Origin of the sequence: Devosia beringensis (genome assembly GCF_014926585.1) — a bacterium.
Lineage (GTDB): Bacteria > Pseudomonadota > Alphaproteobacteria > Rhizobiales > Devosiaceae > Devosia > Devosia beringensis.
The window spans coordinates 3540943-3558356 of record NZ_CP045422.1 but is presented as its reverse complement, the minus strand read 5'-3'; the positions used below and the strand labels follow the sequence as shown (position 1 = coordinate 3558356).

Here is a 17414-nt window from a genome sequence, read left to right as displayed (position 1 = left end):
CCCGATCTCTGGGCGCAATTGTCCGGCTTTCCCGCCGGGCTGGCAAGCTTTGGCATGGTCAATAGTAGTTAAACGCTTAATTTCGCCTCAGGCGGAGAGCCGCAGCGCCTCGGCCGCGGCCTGCCCGCTGGTCTGGGTGATGGGCAGGTTGAGCGCCGCCACGAGGTTCCGATATTCCTGCCGCGCCGCCAGATGCGACACGCTCGAGCCTTCGGCCCCCATGTCGCCGTCCAGCGGATCAAACACCGTCAGCCCGCTGGCAAACAGCGAGCGGAAGATCACCCGCTCGGCAATGCCGTCAGCCACCCGGCAGCCAAAGCGCGTGGCAATGGCGTCCAGCGTCACCTGCACCTGGCGCGCATTGCGCGAGCCCAGCATGGAAATGCGGTTGCGCACCAGAACCCAGTCGACGCTCTCGCCGGTCACCGACAGGCGCTCCGAACGCGCCCGCTGCACCAGCTTGGCATAATGGCTGGTCTCGATCGGCTGGCCGCTCTGGGCATCCACCCGGGCCAGAACGTTGAGGTCGATCAGGCTGTCATTGACCGGGGTCACCAGCGTATCGGCCAGCGAATGCGCCAGCCGGGTCAGGTTGGTGTCGAAGCCGGGCGTATCGATGATGACGAAATCGGCGCGGTTCTCCACCTCGCCAATGGCCCGCCGAAACACGTCGAACTCGGCCCTGTCGTTCTCGCGCACCGAGTCGCCCCAAGCCGATGGCAGATGGAAATGCTGCGGATTGGGCAGGGTCAGCCCCCGCTCCTGCGCATAGGCGCGCCGGTTGCGCAGATAATGGGTCAGCGTCTGCTGGCGGCTGTCCACATCCACGCTGGCCACGCGATAGCCGGCATGCAGCAGATAGATGGCCAGGTGAAAGGCGGTCGTGGATTTCCCCGAACCGCCCTTTTCATTGCCCACCACGATGACATGCGCACCGCTTCGCGCCATTGCCGCCCCCAAATCAATGCGCCTGCCGCACACCGCTAACAGAGGCCGCTATGGTTAATAGCCCCTTAAGATTGGCGCCTGCCAACAGCTAGATCAGTCCCAATTTGGCAAGGTCCGCCGCAAGTTCAAGCGAACCGGCATTTTCATTGGCCCCCAGATCGGGCGGCGCATCGGCCGGCGTAAGATAGCGCCAGCCCTGGAACGGTCGCTTGGGATAGGGAATCGTCCGAATCAGCTCGGGGGCGAGGATGATGTCGCAATAGTTCTTGCCCTCGCCGTCTTCATAGGGCGCCAGCCGCAGGATGGGCTGCCGGCAGGTCACCTGCCCGGCAATCACCCAGTAGATCGAGGCAAGGCCCTCCATCTCGGCGGCGCGCTTGGGCATCATGCGGGTGCGGTGCACATGCACGTCCTCGCCATAGTCGACGCCCCACCAATGCGCACGCTCGTTGCGGTAGCTTTCGAGCTCCTCAAAGCTCGACACCCCCACGCACAGCTTGATCATGTGGATCATCGACACCCTTCCGGCAAAAGCAACGGGCGCCCGAGTGGCTCGGGCGCCCGTTCATAAATTTTGTGAGTGAAAAACTCTAGCGCCTAAACGCCAGCAACCACGGAGAAAACCAATCCCATCGAGAGCAGGCAAACCATTGTCCAGCTTGCTGCACGCCACATAGTGGCCCTCGGTTGACTACGCATATATCGCTCCTTGTCAGCCGTTCACTGCTCCGGAAGCCGGCGGAACGTTCCGCCACACTCCCGGTATCAAAGCGTTAACCCTGTCATAAATCCTTTGCAAGCGGCGAAGTTGTCACACTCCGAAGCGTGCCAAAGGCAAAATCGCGCCAGTGGCGCGATTTTAGCTGAGGAGGCCATGAGAGCTACGCTCGAGTGGCAGCTCGAATGGCAGCGGCCGGCCCAAAGGGCAAATCGTTGAGGGATAGCGATTCCATACAAGAAGGCCACGATAGCCCAGCTTGAGCGGCGGCATAATGCAGCCTCAGCTAAACCCTATCCACGCACCACCCGCTGCCCCTGCGCCAACCGCCTGAACACTGACTCCCCCGTCCTGGCATTCCAGGCCGCAATCACCCGCGCGACATTCTCATCGGCGTCCGCGTCGGTCTGCACCTCGAAATCGTAACTCTTGCCAGCATGGATGGTGCGGAAATCCTGTTCGGCACTGCCGATCGGCCGGTCACCGCGCGCCTGTTCGCGCTCGATCAGCAGCGGCAGTGGGCAATGCACCCCGACAAAGAACACATCAAAGCGCGAAAACAGCGCCACCAGCTCGTCCAGCCAGCCGGGAGTATCGAGAATGTGCTCCAGCACCAGGTTGTTGCCCGCCCCAGCATAGGCCGCCAGCGACTGGTGGAATCCGTCGAAGAACGGCTTGCGCGCCGCCTTCCAGTCAAATTCCCCGCTCTTGAAACGGGCCGTCGGCAACACACCGGCATCGCGCAGATGGTCGATGGAAATATGCCAGAACGGCAGTTCGATCCGCGCCTGGATACCCCGCGCAATCGTCGACTTGCCACTGCTCGACGCGCCGTGCACGAAAATGATCTTGCCCGGCTCGGCCATGCCCTAGAACAGCCCGAACCACAGCCCGGCAATCCCCAGAAAGGCGAAGAACCCCACCACATCGGTGATCGTGGTCACGAACACCGCCGAGGCGATCGCCGGGTCGGCCTTGAACTTGTCCAGTGTCAGCGGAATCAGGATACCGGCCGTGCCGGCCACGGCCATATTGATGATCATCGCCGCCGCGATCACCACGCCCAGTTCGAGGTTGTTAAAGCGCAGCCAGGTCACCAGCCCGATCAGTATGGCAAAGATCACGCCATTGATCAGCCCGACCACCATTTCACGCCGGATCAGCCGGCGCAGGCGGCGCCCGTCCAGCTCGCGCATCGACAGCGCCCGCACGGTGACCGTCATCGTCTGGGTGCCGGCATTGCCGCCCATCGAGGCCACGATCGGCATCAGCACGGCCAGCGCCACCATCTGCTCGATGGTGGCGTCGAACAGCCCGATGACCAGCGACACGCAAACCGCCGAGAACAGGTTGATCACCAGCCAGGGCACGCGGCTGCGCGCCGTATCCACCGTGCTGTCGGAAATATCCTCGTCGCCCACGCCGGCCAGCAGCTTGATGTCCTCGTCGGCCTCTTCGTGGATAACGTCGACCATGTCGTCGATGGTCAGCACGCCGACCAGGCGATTGCTTTCGTCGACCACGCCCACTTCGATCAGATCGTAGCGCTCGAAGTCGCGCGCCGCCTCTTCCTGGTCCTCATTGGCGTCGACCAGCACCAGATTGGTGTTCATCAGCGCTTCTATCGGGGTGGTGCGCGGCGCCCGGATGAACTTGTCCAGCGCAATGGTGCCCAGCACCTGGTAGGCCGCGTCGACCACATAGAGCTGGTAGAATTCGTCTGGCAGCTCGCGCTCGCGCCGCAGATAGTCGATGGTCTGCCCCACCGTCCAGAACGGCGGGATGGCGATAAAGTCGGTGAGCATCCGCCGCCCGGCCGAATCCTCGGGGAAGTCGAGACTGCGTTTGAGGCTCAGCCGCTCGAAGGTGGGGAGCTTCGCCAACACCTCGTCGCGGTCGACCTGCTCCATGTCCTCAAGCAGGGTAACCGCGTCATCGTTGTCGAGGCCGGCCACGCCGCGGGCGATTTCCGCATTGGGCAGCTCTTCCATCAGCTGCATGCGCACCGATTCATCGACCTCGGTCAGCGCCGAATAGTCGAAGCGGTCGCCCAGCAGCTGCACCAGCTCGACCCGTTCGGAAGCGTCGAGCGATTCCAGCACATCCCCGATATCAGCCGCATGCAGCTCAGCCATGACCAGGGCAATATCGTCGGCCCTTCGCGCGCTCAGAAACGCCCGCAACCGCTCCAGCCAGAGCGGACTGATGCGGTCATCGTCGTCGCGGAAGGCATTGGGATCAATGCCGTTTTCGGGATCGGGATTGGTGTCGGAATCTGTGCTCAAGACTAGGCCCTTCGGTCCGGCATTGCGGGGCCCCAAAGCTGTAGCCAATCACGCCCCGCTCCGCCAGCGGCGCGAGCGGGATTTCAGCGGGGTTGGAGAGAATTGTTAGGGGTAACTGGAGGGCTATGACGGCAGCACTTGACGATGCACCAGGAAACGCATGCGGCAGCCCGCTCGCCCTCCTCCGGAGCCATTGGTCGACAGCGCAAAATGCCGGCAATTATCGCCGACGAGCGCCCCGCCTTTGCACTCCGAAAACAAAAAGGGCCGCCCCGAGGGGCAGCCCATTTTTCATATCATCCCTGGAGATGATGGTGCGGTCGAGAAGACTCGAACTTCCACGCCCTTTCGGGCACAGCGACCTCAACGCTGCGCGTCTACCAATTCCGCCACGACCGCACATTCTGGTAGAAGCTCCGGCGCCAAAAGGTGTCGAAGCGATTGGGGATGTAGCAAAGGTTCCTCCCAACCTCAAGCGCTTAAATGGCCAATCGCATTTGCCTGTGGAGAGCCTGCCGCCACGGATGGAAAAGCGGCAACCGGCTTTGCGCGACGCCCCTGGCGCGACAGGGGCCCGAAGCCAGCGGTTTGAATCTCTCAAACCGCATAAGGCTCTAGCGGTGGCGCGAGGTCTTGCCGATGATCTGCACGCGCAGGTGGCCGTCCTCGACGCTGACTTCGCCATGCGCGATCAGCGTGCCATTGGCATAGATGGAGAGCGGATCGTTCTCCCCGGCATCCAGTTCGATCACCGCGCCACGGCCCATGCGCAGCAGATGGTGGATCGGCATGCTGGTGGCGCCCAGTTCGACAGTGATGTCCACTTCAATATTGTCTAAGGTGCCCATATATGTGTGATCCGTCCTGGCGCCGCCGTCGCGGGCCGCTGCATCTGATGTGAAGACTATCCTCGGACACCCATGGTTATGGAAGCGTTAACAAAGCGTAACGACACCTGCCAAATGCGTAGCAAATTGGCACGAACTGATGATCGGCCGGTGCAATGGGTGATCTCGGCCGACCCGGTCCCCTATCCGGTGGCGCTTGCCGCCATGCAGGCGCGCGCCGCTGCCATCGCCGCTGGCGAGGCCGAGGAAGCCGTCTGGCTGCTTGAGCACCCCCCGCTTTATACCGCTGGCACCTCGGCAAAATCCGAAGACCTGCTGTCGCCCCGCTTTGACGTCTTCGATGCCGGCCGCGGCGGGCAATACACCTATCATGGCCCCGGCCAGCGCGTGGCCTATGTCATGCTCGACCTGACCCGGCGCGGCCGCGACATCCGCTGCCTCGTCCAGGGGCTCGAGGACTGGGTGGTCGATACCCTGGCTGCCTTCAATATCGTGGCCGAGAGCAAGCCGGCGCCGCGCATCGGCGTCTGGGTCAAGCGCCCCGACAAGGGCGTGCTGGCCGAAGACAAGATCGCCGCCATCGGCGTGCGCGTCTCCAAATGGGTCACCTTCCACGGCATCTCCCTCAATGTGTCGCCTGACCTCGATCATTACAGCGGCATCGTCCCCTGCGGCATTACCGATGGCGGCGTCACCAGCTTTGAGGATCTCGGCCAGCTGGTCTCCCTGCCCGAGGTCGATTCCGTGCTGCGCCAGGCCTTCGAGGCGCGTTTCGGCCCGACCGTGGCCGCCTCCGAGCAGGGCCTTGTCGGGGCTGGCTTGCAGGACCAAGTTGCGTAACAATCGAATCACCGCCGTTTAAAGCCATTTCCTAGGAGCCCGTCATGACGCTGGACGACCTCAAGCGCCTGTTCACCCGCCAGACCCTGTTCCGGCTCGATGCCATTCTCTCGCCCAAGCTGGTGCCCATCCTTTATGCCTTGGGCCTGGCCGGCATTCTGCTTTGGGCGGTCAGCCACCTGTTCCTCACCTTCGGCTACGGCTTCGGCACCGGCCTGTGGGGGATTCTGGAAATCATCGTCTTCGGCCTGCTCTCGCTGATCGGCCTGCGCATTGCCTGCGAGGCGCTGCTGGTCTGGTTCAAGACCCATGAAGGCAGCGGCGACACGGTCAACCGGGCGCGCTACTCCTCCTCGCTGATCGACGAGGTCCGCGACGCCATCCGCGACCTGGCCGAGCATGGCGACGAGACCGACTATGCCGAGGCCGACGAATATATCACCCCGGCCACCGACCCGGCGCCCTATGTCGCCCCGTCCAGGGCACCAACCCCATCCACGCCAGCGACACCGGCCACCGCGCCCGCCGCCGAAGCCCCCCGCGCACCCGCCACCAAGCCGGGCGAGACCTTCAAGCCGCGCCGCACCGCCAAGCGCACCCCGCCGACCAAGCCCTGATAGGTACGTTAACGTACAAAAAAGGCCGCCCGGACAAAGGTCTGGGCGGCCTTCTTGATTTTTGAGTTCAAGCTTACTTCTTGTTGACGCTCCAAGCGCCCGGGCCGGCAAATACCAGGTACAGGAAGACAAAGCAGAACAGGATCGCTGCGTCGCCGCCATTGGCCTGCGGGAACATGCTGGCGGGGAAATGGAACATGAAATAGGCCACGGCCATCATGCCGCCCAGCACGAAGGACACGGGGCGGGTGAAGAAGCCGACCAGCACGGCCAGGCCGCCGATCACCTCAAGCAGGCCACCGATCAGCATAAGGCCCTCTGTCGGGCCGGCAGCCGCGACGGGAAAACCGAACAGCTTCTGCGTGCCATGGGCGATGAACAGGAGGGCGGTGACGATGCGCAGCACGGCGAGGGCCTGCGGCGCGTAGGCGGAGAGACGATCGAACATTGGTTTTCCTTAGGATGAACTGTGCCGCGCAGGCGCAGCGCCGACAGCCATAGCCATGTGTCCGACTCGCAGCAAACGAAACAATGAGCGACGCATCGTTCGACGATCGGCACCAATCACCCTGCCCGTCCGCGCACATCAGCCCCGCACCCGCCGGGGGACAGTCACATTGCGTAACCATCAAATTCTCTGTATGACGCGCGCAATCCTTTCCATCGGAATATCAAGCTCTCATGAGCCAAGCGCCTAAAATCGGCCTCGTCAGCCTCGGCTGCCCCAAGGCCCTCGTCGATAGCGAACGCATCATGTCCACCCTGCGCGCGCAGGGCTACTCGTTCAGCCGCGACTATGCCGGCGCCGATATCGTGCTGGTCAATACCTGCGGCTTCCTCGACAGCGCCAAACAGGAATCGCTCGAAGCCATCGGCGAAGCCCTGAGCGAAAACGGCCGCGTCATCGTCACCGGGTGCCTCGGCGTCGAAGAAGAGCTGATCCGCAAGACCCACCCTTCGGTGCTGGCCATTTCCGGCCCGCATCAATACGAGAACGTGGTCAATGCGGTGCACGAGCACCTGCCGCCGGTGCCCAACCGCTTCCTCGACCTGGTGCCCGAACAGGGCCTCAAGCTGACGCCGCGCCACTATGCCTATCTCAAGATTTCCGAGGGCTGCAACAATCGCTGCTCCTTCTGCATCATCCCGCAGATCCGTGGCGACCTGGCCAGCCGCCCCGCCGCCGGCATTCTGGGTGAGGCCGAGGGCCTGGTGCGCAATGGCGTCAAGGAACTGCTGGTGATCAGCCAGGATACCAGCGCCTATGGCGTCGACATCAAATATGCCGAGAGCAATTATCGCGGCCGCCCGGTCAAGGCCAAGTTCTATGACCTGGCCAAGGAACTCGGACAGCTCGGCGCCTGGGTGCGCCTGCACTATGTCTATCCCTATCCGCATGTCGATCAGGTCATGGAACTGATGGCCGAAGGCCTCGTCCTGCCCTATCTCGACATTCCCTTCCAGCATGCCTCGCCCAGCGTGCTCAAGGCCATGCGCCGTCCCGCCCACCAGGACAAGACGCTCAATCGCATTCTGAAATGGCGCGAACAGGTGCCCGACCTCACCGTGCGCTCCAACTTCATCGTCGGCTTCCCCGGCGAGACCGAGGACGATTTCGAAATGCTGCTCGATTTCATCGAGGAAGCCGAGATCGACCGCGCCGGCTGCTTCAAATATGAGCCCGTCACCGGCGCTCCGGCCAATGAACTCGAAGGCATCGTCCCCGACGACGTCATGCAGGACCGCTTCGAGCGCCTGATGGAAGTGGCGCAGAACGTCTCCACCGGCCAGCTCGCCAAGAAGGTCGGCCGCACCATCCAGGTGCTGGTGGACGACGTCCAGCCCGAGAGTAACAAGGCCATTGCCCGCTCCAAATGGGACGCGCCCGAGATCGACGGCCAGGTCATCATCGCCAATGCCACAGGCATCAAGCCGGGCGACATGCTCGACGTGCTGGTCACCGACAGCGACGAATACGACCTGTTCGCCACCCCGATTGCCAACCTGAACTAGATTCGTTTTCAGGCACTTGCCGGCATTTCCGGACTCAAATCATGAGGCGCAGCCCACGGGCGGCGCCTCTTTTGTCTGTTGCAGGTGAATCGGCCGGCTCAGCGCTAGCCACGCTTGCGGGCAAAGATATTGATCACATTGCCATCGGGATCGCGCAGCAGCATCGACCGATTGCCCCAGGGCATGTCGGCCGGAGCCATGGCGATATCGAGCCCGTCTTCGCCAAGGCCCGCGAGCACGCCATCGACATCGTCGACCTCAAACTCAATCATCGCCGAGCGATTGGCCGCGGCCACCGCCGCACCCGCGTTGTACTGGGTCACAAGCCGCTCCGAACTGATGGCAAGGGCGATGCCTTCGCCGCGGAATTCGGCAAAGTCGGGGGCCAGCCTGTTAGCCTTCCAGCCCGTGAGCATGCTGTAAAAGACGATCAACCGGTCGATATCATTGGTCACCAGGCGAACAGAGGCGAATTGCATAATGGGCTCCATTTATTTCTGGAGCCCTTCTGGCCACGCAGCGCGTCATATGCTGTCAGCAGACGGCCCGTCCAAGGCGATAAAGTGTCCGGCCCCCGGCAGGCCTTCACGGCAGCCAGACAAGAGGCGAAGCACCCCGGCCCCGCCTCTCCTGCGCGGCTGACCAAGCCGGCTCAGTGCCAGCTCTTAAGCCCGAGCAGCCTCTCGCCCAGGTCGGTCAGTTCGGCGGTCCTGGCATTCTTCTTTTCCCAGTCGCGCGGATCGCCGGGAAAGGCGTCGCGCTGTGGATGGTCCAGTTCGTGCCACAGCCGGATGCGCTCGGCCCGTTCCGCTTGATTGCCCTCATCGGCCGGGAACATCGAGATATACTGCGCCATGCGCACCCGCCCGTCCGAATGGTTGGGCCGCACGCCATGCGCCAGCAGCGTATTGAAGATCATCAGGTCGCCCGGCTCCATCTCGATATTGGTGATAGAGAGTCCCGTCGTGTCGGGGTGCATGGGATCGCGGTCGGCCGGCTGGGTCTTCACCCAGTCGTCGAAATTGTAGAACAGCTCGGGAATGCACTGGAAGCCGCCGACATCGCCATCCTGCTTGACGAGGCTCAGCACGCCCTGCACGCCAATGGGCAAGGGATCCAGGGACGTATCGCTGTCCCAGTGAATGAAGCCATTGGGGTTGCCCTTGACCTGCTTGGGCACGTTGAGATTGGCCCGGTCGATGCTGGTCCACAGCTCCTCCATGTCCCAGATGTCGACAAAGGCATCATAGACCCGCGGCGTCATCCGGTTATCCCAGAGATACTGGTGGTTGTAGATCTCCACCATGCCGGTGCCATTGAGCTCCTTCATGATGTGGTCGCGCCGCTGCGGCGTGTACCAGGTGGCTGGATCAGCCGGATTCTTTTCTTCAAATTCCCACAATAAGGCCTTGAGCCGCTCCACATTTTCCGGCGGCACCGCATTGCGCACAATCACATAGCCGCGCGTCTGCCAGTGCTCCCAGTCGGCCGGGCTCAGCACCCGCAACGGCAGCGTCTTGACGATGTCCTTGAGCGGGGTGGTCACCACCTGCGTGGTGGGGTGGCTGTCGCGCTTGGTTGCTGGCTGCATCTCGGTCTCCCATTGTCCTGCCCCCTTCGGGCTTGCTTGTGGGATCAGGCTATGTCGGACCGCCGCGCGGCGCTTGCCCCTGGCTGGCAATGATTGATACTATTCTGGCGCAACAGAGGCCCGTGCCGCCACATGAAGCCCTATCTCGAACATCTCACTGCCGATGACGGCGCCTCCTGGGCCACGCTCAACCGCCGGCTGGACGATGGCATTCCCTTCCAGTGGCACCACCATCCCGAATTCGAGCTGACACTGACGCTGAACTCGCAGGGTCAGCGCTTCATCGGCGACCATATCGGCCGTTATGATCATGGCGACCTGGTGCTGATCGGGCCCTATCTGCCGCACACCTGGCATTCGCTGGCACGCGCCGATCCCGGCCAGCCCCATACCGCGCTGGTCATGTGGTTTCTGCCCGACTGGGCCGAGCGGCTGACCGCCAATGCCGAACTGCGCCCGGTTGCTGCCCTGCTGGCCCGGGCTTCCACCGGCCTGCAGTTTTCTCCCGCCATGTCCGCCGGCGTGCGCCCGCTGATAGAGACGCTGTTCACCCAGCCGGCGGTGGAGCGCTTTATCGGTCTGATCCGGCTGCTGACCCTTCTTGCGGAGGATCGTGAGGCCACGCCTTTATCGGCCACCGCGCCCGAACTGGCTTTGGCCGCCGCCAATCGCGGCCGCATCGACCGCGTGCTTACCCATATTCACCAGCACTTTGCCGAGCCGATCAGCCTGGCCGACCTCGCCGATATTGCCGCGCTCAGCCCGTCGGGCCTGCACCGCACCTTCCGGCGCCACACCAGGCAGACGGTCAGCCAGTACCTGATCCGCCTGCGCGTTGGTCGCGCCTGTGCCCTGCTCTCCTCGGGCGCCATGCCGATCGGCCAGATCGCCGGCGAAGTCGGCTATGACTCGCTGGCCAATTTCAACCGCCAGTTCAAGGCATTAAAGGGCACCACGCCACGGGAATATCGGGCGGCGTTTGCGGGGTGATGCTACCCCCACCTAGCCTCCCCCTGAAGGGGGAGGAACAGATCGCGTATTTGGCACGAACACGCCACACCCACCACACGGTCCCTCCCCCTTTGTATGTTTGCTTGGAGGCCGTGATTGGCGATGATCGGCCTGGGAGCTTTGGGTTTACCGGGCTCCCGGGCTGGATAGCGTGTGTCCCCCAAGAGCCAGCAAGCTCGCCCCTGAGCAGACGCGTCCGGCCCATCTTGACTGTCTCGAACGGTTGGTTGGGCGACATGCCCGCATACAAGGCAGAGCGATCATGATTTTTTCCCCAGACTATGTTGGTGTCGACGTCTCCAAGAAGCACCTGGATCTGGCCATCACCGGCTCGAGCAGGTTGCGCGTGTCCAATAATCCGGCTGGCATGGCTCGGTTGGTGCAAAAGATCTCCAGCCTGACCCGGCCCCATCTGGTCTGTGAGGCCACCGGCAGCTATACGCGGCTGATGGCCCGCTCGCTCAGCCAGCATGGCATCGCGCTGAGCACGATTAACCCGCGCCGGGTGCGCGATCTGGCTCGGGCCGACGGGCTGCTGGCCAAGACCGATGCGATTGACGCCGCGGCGATCCTGCGCTTCGCTCACCTGATGCACCCAGATCCCGACCCCCCTCTACGATCCAAATGCCGTGGAAATGGCCGATCTGGTGCGCCGGCGCCGCCAGATGGTGGATATGCTGGCCATGGAAAAGCAGCGTCGCGAGCACCCTGAAGCTGCGCTGGCGCAAGCCAGCATCGATGCTCATATAGGCTTCTTGAGCAGCCAGATCGGCGAGATGGATCGGGCCATTACCCGCCAGATCGATAGCGATGCGACGCTACGGCGCCGGGCCGAACTACTCACCACCATCCCCGGCATCGGCCAGACTACGGCCGCCGTGCTGCTGGCCGAAATGCCCGAGCTGGGCGGCATCGGCAACAAGCAGGCGGCCGCCTTGGCCGGAGTCGCCCCCTTCAACCGCGATAGTGGTGAGATGCGCGGCCAGGCCCATATCGCCGGCGGACGCCTCTCGGTGCGCTGCGCTCTCTATATGGCCACCCTGTCGGCCATCCGTGCTAACCCGCCCATCCGCGACTTCTACAAAAGGCTGCGCGCCCAGGGCAAACCGGGAAAGCTCGCCATCGTCGCCGCCATGCGCAAACTCATCACGACAGCCAATGCCGTCCTTGCCAACAACACCCCCTGGCACACCAACACAGCTTGACCGCAAACACGGTTGCTCAGGGGGAGGTCAGGTGGAGGAAATCTATCGCGCAAAGGCCTCGAACGGGTTGGTCTCGGTCAACTGCACGATCATCGCTTCGTCCACGCCCGCGGCCCGCAGCTTGGGCAGCACGCTATCGACCAGATGGGTATAGGGCCGAGGCGTCCCGCCGCCGGGCTGGGCCGGATCATACCAGCCCAGATCGTGGCTGAGCAGCAACTGGTTGCCGAGCCCTGCTTCCAGCGCCTTGAGAATCAGGGCCACGACCTCGTCATCCGGTTCGCGCCCGACATGATCATATTCGATCCAGGCACCGCGTGCCGCCACCGCCTGGTGCAGGGCGAAATCGGGCTCTGCCTGCGTGTGGATGGAAATGAACCTTCTGGCCGTGTAGCCGGCTTCCTCGATGATATCGAGCTGGTCCATCACCACGCGACCCTTGATCGTGTGCGAGCCGATCACCGCATTGCATTCCTTGGCCGCCCGGGCCGCTGCCCGCAGGATTTTCGCCTCAAGGGGGGTAATGCCGTCATCGCCGGCGCTGACCTTGATCCAGGCCGCGATCACGCCGGTGTCCCCGACGCCCGTCGTCAGTTCCGCCAGCATATGCGCCTCGAGTTCGGACTCGCTGGCTGCGCGCACCCAGTCGGGAATCCACGGTTCGCGATAATTGCCCGTCGGCACCACAATGGGAAAGCCGGTGGCTTGTGACACGGCGAGGTCCAGATCGACCCGCAGCCCCACCCCGCCGGTGGAGCATTCCACTAGCGCGGTGATGCCCTGCGCCTTGATCGCCTCGATCTGCGGCGCCATCAGCGCCACCACGTCTTTGGCCTCGGCCTGCCCATAGCCGGGCTGGTCGGGCGTGCGCAGATCGACGAAGACGTGCTCATGCGGCAGGATCATGCCGAGCTGGTCGCGGCGCAGCGGTCCCAGAGTGGTGAAAAGCCTTCTGTCCTGCATGTCGATTCTTCCCTCGAAATTGCATTCGGTTCCCGTCTTTATAAGCAGGCATGTCGATTTTGTCCCTTGTCTCCGGACCGGCTCTGAGGTGTGTTGGGAGCCGTTTGACTGTCTGACAGGAACTTCATGACCCTTCCGCAAATTCTGGCCTTCCTGTTGATTGGCGCGATGATGGTGGCCTTCATCTGGGGCCGCTGGCGCTATGACGTGGTCGCCGTTTGTGCCCTGCTGGCCGGGCTGGCTTTGGGCGTTGTCGCCCCCGGCGAGGCCTTTACCGGCTTTGCCGATGACATCGTCATCATCGTCGGCAGTGCCCTGGTGGTCAGCGCCGCCGTATCGCGCTCGGGCATCATGGAAGTAGCGGTGCGCCGCTTTGCGCCCAACCTGACAGGCCCGCGTGGTCAGCTGATTCTGCTGGTCGTTGTGGTCGCCGTGCTCAGCGCCTTCATCAAGAATATCGGCGCTTTGGCCATCATGATGCCTATCGCCTTCCAGATGGCGCGCCGCTCAGGCGTGTCGCCCTCGCTGTTCCTGATGCCGATGGCCTTTGCCTCGCTGCTGGGCGGCTTGATGACCCAGATCGGCACCTCGCCCAATATCATCGTCTCGCGCGTGCGCATGGAGCTGACCGGCAACGCCTTCACCATGTTCGACTATACCCCGGTCGGCCTGGCCCTGACCGTAGTGGGCCTGATCTTCCTGGCCCTGTTCTACAAGCTGCTGCCCGAACGCAAGCGCGAGTCCCAGGGCATGGACAGCGCTGTCGACATCAAGAACTACACCACCGAAGCGCGCGTCACCGAGGACTCCTCCGCCATCGGCCGCACCATCGGCGAAATCCAGGCGCTGGCCGACGGCCGGGGCATGGTGACCCGCATCATGGGTACCGGCGGCCGCACCCGCACGCCATTGCCTGATGCCAAGCTGCGGGCTGGCGACATCCTGCTGATTGCCGGCGAGCCCGATGCCCTCGACAAGATGGTCAACCAGTCCGGCATGGTGTTTTCCGAGCGCCGCGGCGAGGCCACCAAGGACGCTGCCGATTTTGGCGTCATCGAGGCCGTGATCGGCGAAAGCTCGGGCCTGATCGGCGCCACCGCGCAGGAACTGACCCTGTTCGACCGCACCGGCATCAACCTGCTGGCCGTGAGCCGCCGCGACGAACGCTTCACCGAGCGGCTCGGCCAGATCCGCTTCCAGAACGGCGACGTGATCCTCATCCAGGGCCATATCAACCGCCTGCCCGAACTGCTGCGCGAATGGGATTGCCTGCCGCTGGTCGAGCGCGGCCTGCGCCTGGGCAGCATCCGCAATGGCCTGCTGCCGCTGGCCATCCTGGCCGTGGCCATGGGCGCCACGGCGCTCGGCTTCGTGCCGGTTGCCCCGGCCTTCTTCGCCGCCGCCGTGGCCATGGTGCTCAGCCGCGCCGTACCGCTGCGCGACGTCTATTCCCAGCTCGACGCGCCCATCCTGATCATGCTGGCCTGCCTGATCCCGGTGGCCGATAGCCTACAGAGCACCGGCGGCACCGACGTTATTGCCAACTGGTTGTCCGCCACCGCCAGCGTCCTGCCAGGTTGGGGCGCCCTGGCTTTGATCATGGTTGCGGCCATGGCCGTGACCCCCTTCCTCAACAATGCCGCCACCGTGCTGGTCATGGCGCCGATCGCCGCCACCTTCGCTACCGATCTGGGCTACCAGCCGGAGGCCTTTCTGCTGGCTGTGGCCATCGGCGCCGGTTGCGACTTCCTCACCCCCATCGGGCACCAGTGCAACACGCTGGTCATGGGTCCGGGCGGCTACAAGTTCGGCGATTACTGGCGACTGGGCCTGCCGCTCTCGATCATCGTGGTGATCGTGGCCGTGCCCATGCTGATGCTGGTCTGGCCGTTCTGATGCATAGTAGCCATACGATCACCCTGCCCGGTCGCTCCCCGCTCCAACTCGGACGGACCGCCCTGGTCATGGGCATTCTCAACGTCACGCCGGACAGCTTTTCCGATGGCGGGCGGCACAATCTGGTCGAACACGCCCTCGCCCATGCCCGCCAGATGCTGGAAGAAGGCGCCGACATCATCGATATCGGTGGCGAAAGCACGCGGCCCGGCGCCGAGCCGGTGCATGTGCAGGAAGAACTTGATCGGGTCCTGCCGGTTATCGACGCGCTGATCGCCGAAGGGATCGCCGCGCCCATCTCCATCGACACCTTCAAGCCGCTGGTCGCCGACCAGGCCATTCAGGCCGGCGCCTGCATCATCAATGACGTGCATGGCCTGCAGGGCGCGCCCGAAATGGCCGAGGTCGCAGCGCTCTACGGCGTGCCCGTCATCGCCATGCACTGGGACAAGGCACGCGACCCCGGCGTGCCCCTGCTCGACGCCATGCAGCGCTATTTTGCCACGACCATCGACAAGGCCCGCCAGGCCGGCATTGATCCCGGCCAGCTGATCCTTGATCCCGGCTTCGGCTTCGGCAAGACCCTGGCCGAGAATTACTTCATCCTGCAGAACCTGCGCGCCGCCTGTATGTCATCAGGCAATCCTCTTGGGTCCATGCCGATCGTGGTCGGCGCCTCGCGCAAGTCCATGATCGGCAAGCTGCTCGATGCCCCCGTGGAGGACCGTCTCGCCGGCACAGTAGCCACCAGCGTGCTGGGCTACGTCCAGGGCGGGCACATCTTTCGTGTGCATGACGTCAGGGCCAATCGCGACGCCCTTCGCGTCGCCGAAGCGACGCTGTATGGTCCGCCTGCAGCGCTGGGGTAAAACAATGGCCGATGCCTATACGGGCGACCGTATCATCCTGAAAGATCTGGGCTTTTACGGCTATCACGGCGTCTTCGCCGAGGAGGAGAAGCTCGGCCAGCGATTCTTCATCGATCTCGAACTGGGCACCGATCTGGCGGCCGCCGCCGCCAGCGACCGTCTGGGCGACAGCATTTCCTATGCCGATATCTATGATGTGGTCAAAGCCGCCTTCGAAACCCGCCGCATGAAACTGCTCGAGGCCGTGGCCGGCAATATCGTCAATGACTTGTTCGCTGCCTTTCCAGGCGTCAGCTGGATCACCATCCGCCTGCGCAAGCCCGAGGCACCCATTGCCATGGTGCGTGGCGAGGCTGCCATCGAACTGCATCGCCAGCGGAAGCCAGCATAATGGCGACCGCCTGGCTCAGTCTCGGCGCCAATATCGGCGATCCGCGTGCCCAGCTCGCCCAGGCGGTACAGGCGATTGCCGATCATCCCGCTATCACCGTCACCGCGCAGTCATCCGTGCTGACCACGGCCCCCTGGGGCAAGACCGATCAGCCCGACTTCGCCAATATGGCGATCACGGTTGAAACCAGCCTCGAACCCATTGATCTGCTTGATGTTCTCTTGGGCATTGAGCTGGCCATGGGCCGCGTCCGCAAGGAGGTCTGGGGCCCGCGCCTGATCGATATCGACATCATCGCCTATGATCGGCTGGTGCTGAAATCCCCGCGCCTGACTCTGCCCCACCCGCATGCCCATGAGCGCGACTTCGTCACCGTACCGCTGGCCGAAATCGCTCCGGACACCGTGGCCTGGGTCATGGCCACCGGCCAGAATCTGGCTTAGGCGCGCATCGCTTCAAGCACGGCGACGGCCGTATCGAACTCGACCCGGCGCATCGCCCGCCGCGCCACGGCTTCCTCGTCTTCGCCCCATTGGCTGATCTGGAAATCCTCGTCCACATGCGCCGCCGCCCAGACCGCGTCGGCATCCAGCAATTTGTGCCAGAAGCCCAGGGTCAGCAGCCCCGAACCGGTCAGCCCGGTCATCGACACCATGGCGGTCAGCGTCAGCAACTGCTCCCCCTCCAGCACTTCGGCCAGCCGGTCCAGCGTCGCCTGCGGCTGCGGCTGGTGCTGGATGGCAAAGGTGGGCTGGAAGCTGACGCCGAAATGGCGGGCAAGCCGCACCAGCGCCCCGTCCCAGTGTGCCTCCTGCGCTGCCACCAACGGCTGCGGACTGTCGGCCCGGTAGAGCAACAGGTCACCGGCGGCAAACTTGACGATTTCGGCCCGGAAGGCGGGGATGATCGTCTCGCCGCTTTCGACCCCCGAATTGATCAGCCGTACCATGGGCATGGTGCCTGGATTGATGAACTCGCCCTGCGCCGCCCATTCGCCAGCCATGGCCGTGGCAATCGGCGCCACCGGCACCACGACGGGGATCTTGAGCCCCGGCGTCTTGACCGGCCTGCCGTCCAGCGTCAGCCCGAAGCCACCGTCGACGGGGGCCACGGCGACGTCCTTGTAGAACCGCTTGGGTAGCTCGACCTTGTTGAGGTGCTGCGCCCTTCCGTAGCCGTCATTGAGGTGCTTCTGGATATCGTCGAGCTGGTCGCGCAT

Annotated in this window: 18 protein-coding genes, 1 tRNA gene and 1 pseudogene; 9 read left to right on the top strand and 11 right to left on the bottom strand. The window is 63.6% G+C overall.

All coding sequences use genetic code 11. The features are described from left to right. Positions 1-87: 87 nt before the first annotated feature. The 6 genes from GDR53_RS17350 to GDR53_RS17325 form a co-directional block, all read right to left on the bottom strand. Positions 88-948 (bottom strand): division plane positioning ATPase MipZ, encoded by an 861-nt coding sequence (locus GDR53_RS17350; protein ID WP_193335673.1) that lies wholly within the window; start codon positions 946-948, stop codon positions 88-90. A gap of 88 nt (positions 949-1036) precedes the next feature. After that, entirely contained in the window at positions 1037-1462 is a 426-nt protein-coding gene (locus GDR53_RS17345; RefSeq protein ID WP_232846664.1) for a DUF1489 family protein, read from the bottom strand. Between the two features lie 497 nt (positions 1463-1959). Then, positions 1960-2532 (bottom strand): chloramphenicol phosphotransferase CPT family protein, encoded by a 573-nt coding sequence (locus GDR53_RS17340; RefSeq protein WP_193335672.1) that lies wholly within the window; start codon positions 2530-2532, stop codon positions 1960-1962. Positions 2533-2535: 3 nt separating this feature from the next. After that, a complete protein-coding gene (gene mgtE, locus GDR53_RS17335) occupies positions 2536-3951 on the bottom strand; it encodes a magnesium transporter (RefSeq protein ID WP_232846663.1) in 1416 nt (471 codons plus the stop codon). A gap of 312 nt (positions 3952-4263) precedes the next feature. Continuing rightward, positions 4264-4350 (bottom strand) — tRNA-Leu (locus GDR53_RS17330). Positions 4351-4565: 215 nt separating this feature from the next. Further along, a complete protein-coding gene (locus tag GDR53_RS17325) occupies positions 4566-4799 on the bottom strand; it encodes a FliM/FliN family flagellar motor switch protein (protein WP_193335671.1) in 234 nt (77 codons plus the stop codon). A gap of 72 nt (positions 4800-4871) precedes the next feature. Between GDR53_RS17325 and lipB the strand changes: the two genes are divergently transcribed. Both lipB and GDR53_RS19690 read left to right on the top strand, forming a co-directional pair. After that, complete coding sequence (gene lipB / locus GDR53_RS17320) at positions 4872-5639, top strand: lipoyl(octanoyl) transferase LipB (protein ID WP_193335670.1); 768 nt, start codon at positions 4872-4874, stop codon at positions 5637-5639. 44 nt (positions 5640-5683) lie between these two features. After that, complete coding sequence (locus tag GDR53_RS19690; RefSeq protein WP_210321355.1) at positions 5684-6256, top strand: DUF4282 domain-containing protein; 573 nt, start codon at positions 5684-5686, stop codon at positions 6254-6256. A 73-nt stretch (positions 6257-6329) separates the two neighbouring features. Here GDR53_RS19690 and GDR53_RS17310 read toward each other — a convergent pair whose 3' ends face one another. Beyond that, positions 6330-6704, bottom strand: a complete 375-nt coding sequence (locus GDR53_RS17310) for a DoxX family protein (RefSeq protein ID WP_193335669.1) — start codon at positions 6702-6704, stop codon at positions 6330-6332. A gap of 233 nt (positions 6705-6937) precedes the next feature. On the opposite strand from GDR53_RS17310, the gene rimO reads away from it, so the two are divergent. Further along, on the top strand, positions 6938-8269 hold the full coding sequence (gene rimO, locus GDR53_RS17305; protein WP_193335668.1) for a 30S ribosomal protein S12 methylthiotransferase RimO: 1332 nt from the start codon (positions 6938-6940) through the stop codon (positions 8267-8269). Between the two features lie 104 nt (positions 8270-8373). On the opposite strand, the gene GDR53_RS17300 is transcribed toward rimO, so the two are convergent. Next, complete coding sequence (locus tag GDR53_RS17300) at positions 8374-8748, bottom strand: VOC family protein (protein WP_193335667.1); 375 nt, start codon at positions 8746-8748, stop codon at positions 8374-8376. Between the two features lie 173 nt (positions 8749-8921). After that, on the bottom strand, positions 8922-9860 hold the full coding sequence (locus GDR53_RS17295; RefSeq protein ID WP_193335666.1) for a phytanoyl-CoA dioxygenase family protein: 939 nt from the start codon (positions 9858-9860) through the stop codon (positions 8922-8924). A gap of 132 nt (positions 9861-9992) precedes the next feature. On the opposite strand from GDR53_RS17295, the gene GDR53_RS17290 reads away from it, so the two are divergent. Together GDR53_RS17290 and GDR53_RS19955 are read left to right on the top strand one after the other, a co-directional pair. Continuing rightward, the gene (locus GDR53_RS17290; RefSeq protein WP_193335665.1) at positions 9993-10850 is read left to right on the top strand and encodes a helix-turn-helix domain-containing protein; all 858 of its coding nucleotides are present in this window, start codon (positions 9993-9995) and stop codon (positions 10848-10850) included. Positions 10851-11133: 283 nt separating this feature from the next. Then, positions 11134-12076, top strand: a pseudogene (locus tag GDR53_RS19955) (IS110 family RNA-guided transposase). Between the two features lie 42 nt (positions 12077-12118). Here the strand turns inward: GDR53_RS19955 and GDR53_RS17280 are convergent. Further along, positions 12119-13039: a phosphotriesterase family protein gene (locus tag GDR53_RS17280; protein ID WP_232846660.1), complete on the bottom strand. Its 921-nt coding sequence runs from the start codon at positions 13037-13039 to the stop codon at positions 12119-12121. A gap of 126 nt (positions 13040-13165) precedes the next feature. On the opposite strand from GDR53_RS17280, the gene GDR53_RS17275 reads away from it, so the two are divergent. Genes GDR53_RS17275 through folK form a run of 4 tightly spaced genes read left to right on the top strand, consistent with a single transcriptional unit; the run spans position 13166 to position 16638 of the window. Continuing rightward, on the top strand, positions 13166-14935 hold the full coding sequence (locus GDR53_RS17275) for an SLC13 family permease (protein WP_193335664.1): 1770 nt from the start codon (positions 13166-13168) through the stop codon (positions 14933-14935). Then, a complete protein-coding gene (folP, locus tag GDR53_RS17270; protein WP_210321354.1) occupies positions 14935-15804 on the top strand; it encodes a dihydropteroate synthase in 870 nt (289 codons plus the stop codon). The genes GDR53_RS17275 and folP overlap by 1 nt, the downstream gene beginning before the upstream one ends. A gap of 4 nt (positions 15805-15808) precedes the next feature. Beyond that, on the top strand, positions 15809-16195 hold the full coding sequence (folB, locus tag GDR53_RS17265) for a dihydroneopterin aldolase (protein ID WP_193335663.1): 387 nt from the start codon (positions 15809-15811) through the stop codon (positions 16193-16195). Next, positions 16195-16638, top strand: coding sequence for a 2-amino-4-hydroxy-6-hydroxymethyldihydropteridine diphosphokinase (gene folK / locus GDR53_RS17260; RefSeq protein WP_193335662.1), 444 nt, complete (start codon positions 16195-16197; stop codon positions 16636-16638). The genes folB and folK overlap by 1 nt, the downstream gene beginning before the upstream one ends. Here the strand turns inward: folK and GDR53_RS17255 are convergent. Further along, positions 16635-17414 carry an ATP12 family chaperone protein gene (locus GDR53_RS17255; protein WP_193335661.1) on the bottom strand — a complete coding sequence of 260 codons (780 nt, stop codon included), beginning with the start codon at positions 17412-17414 and terminating at the stop codon, positions 16635-16637. The genes folK and GDR53_RS17255 overlap by 4 nt on opposite strands.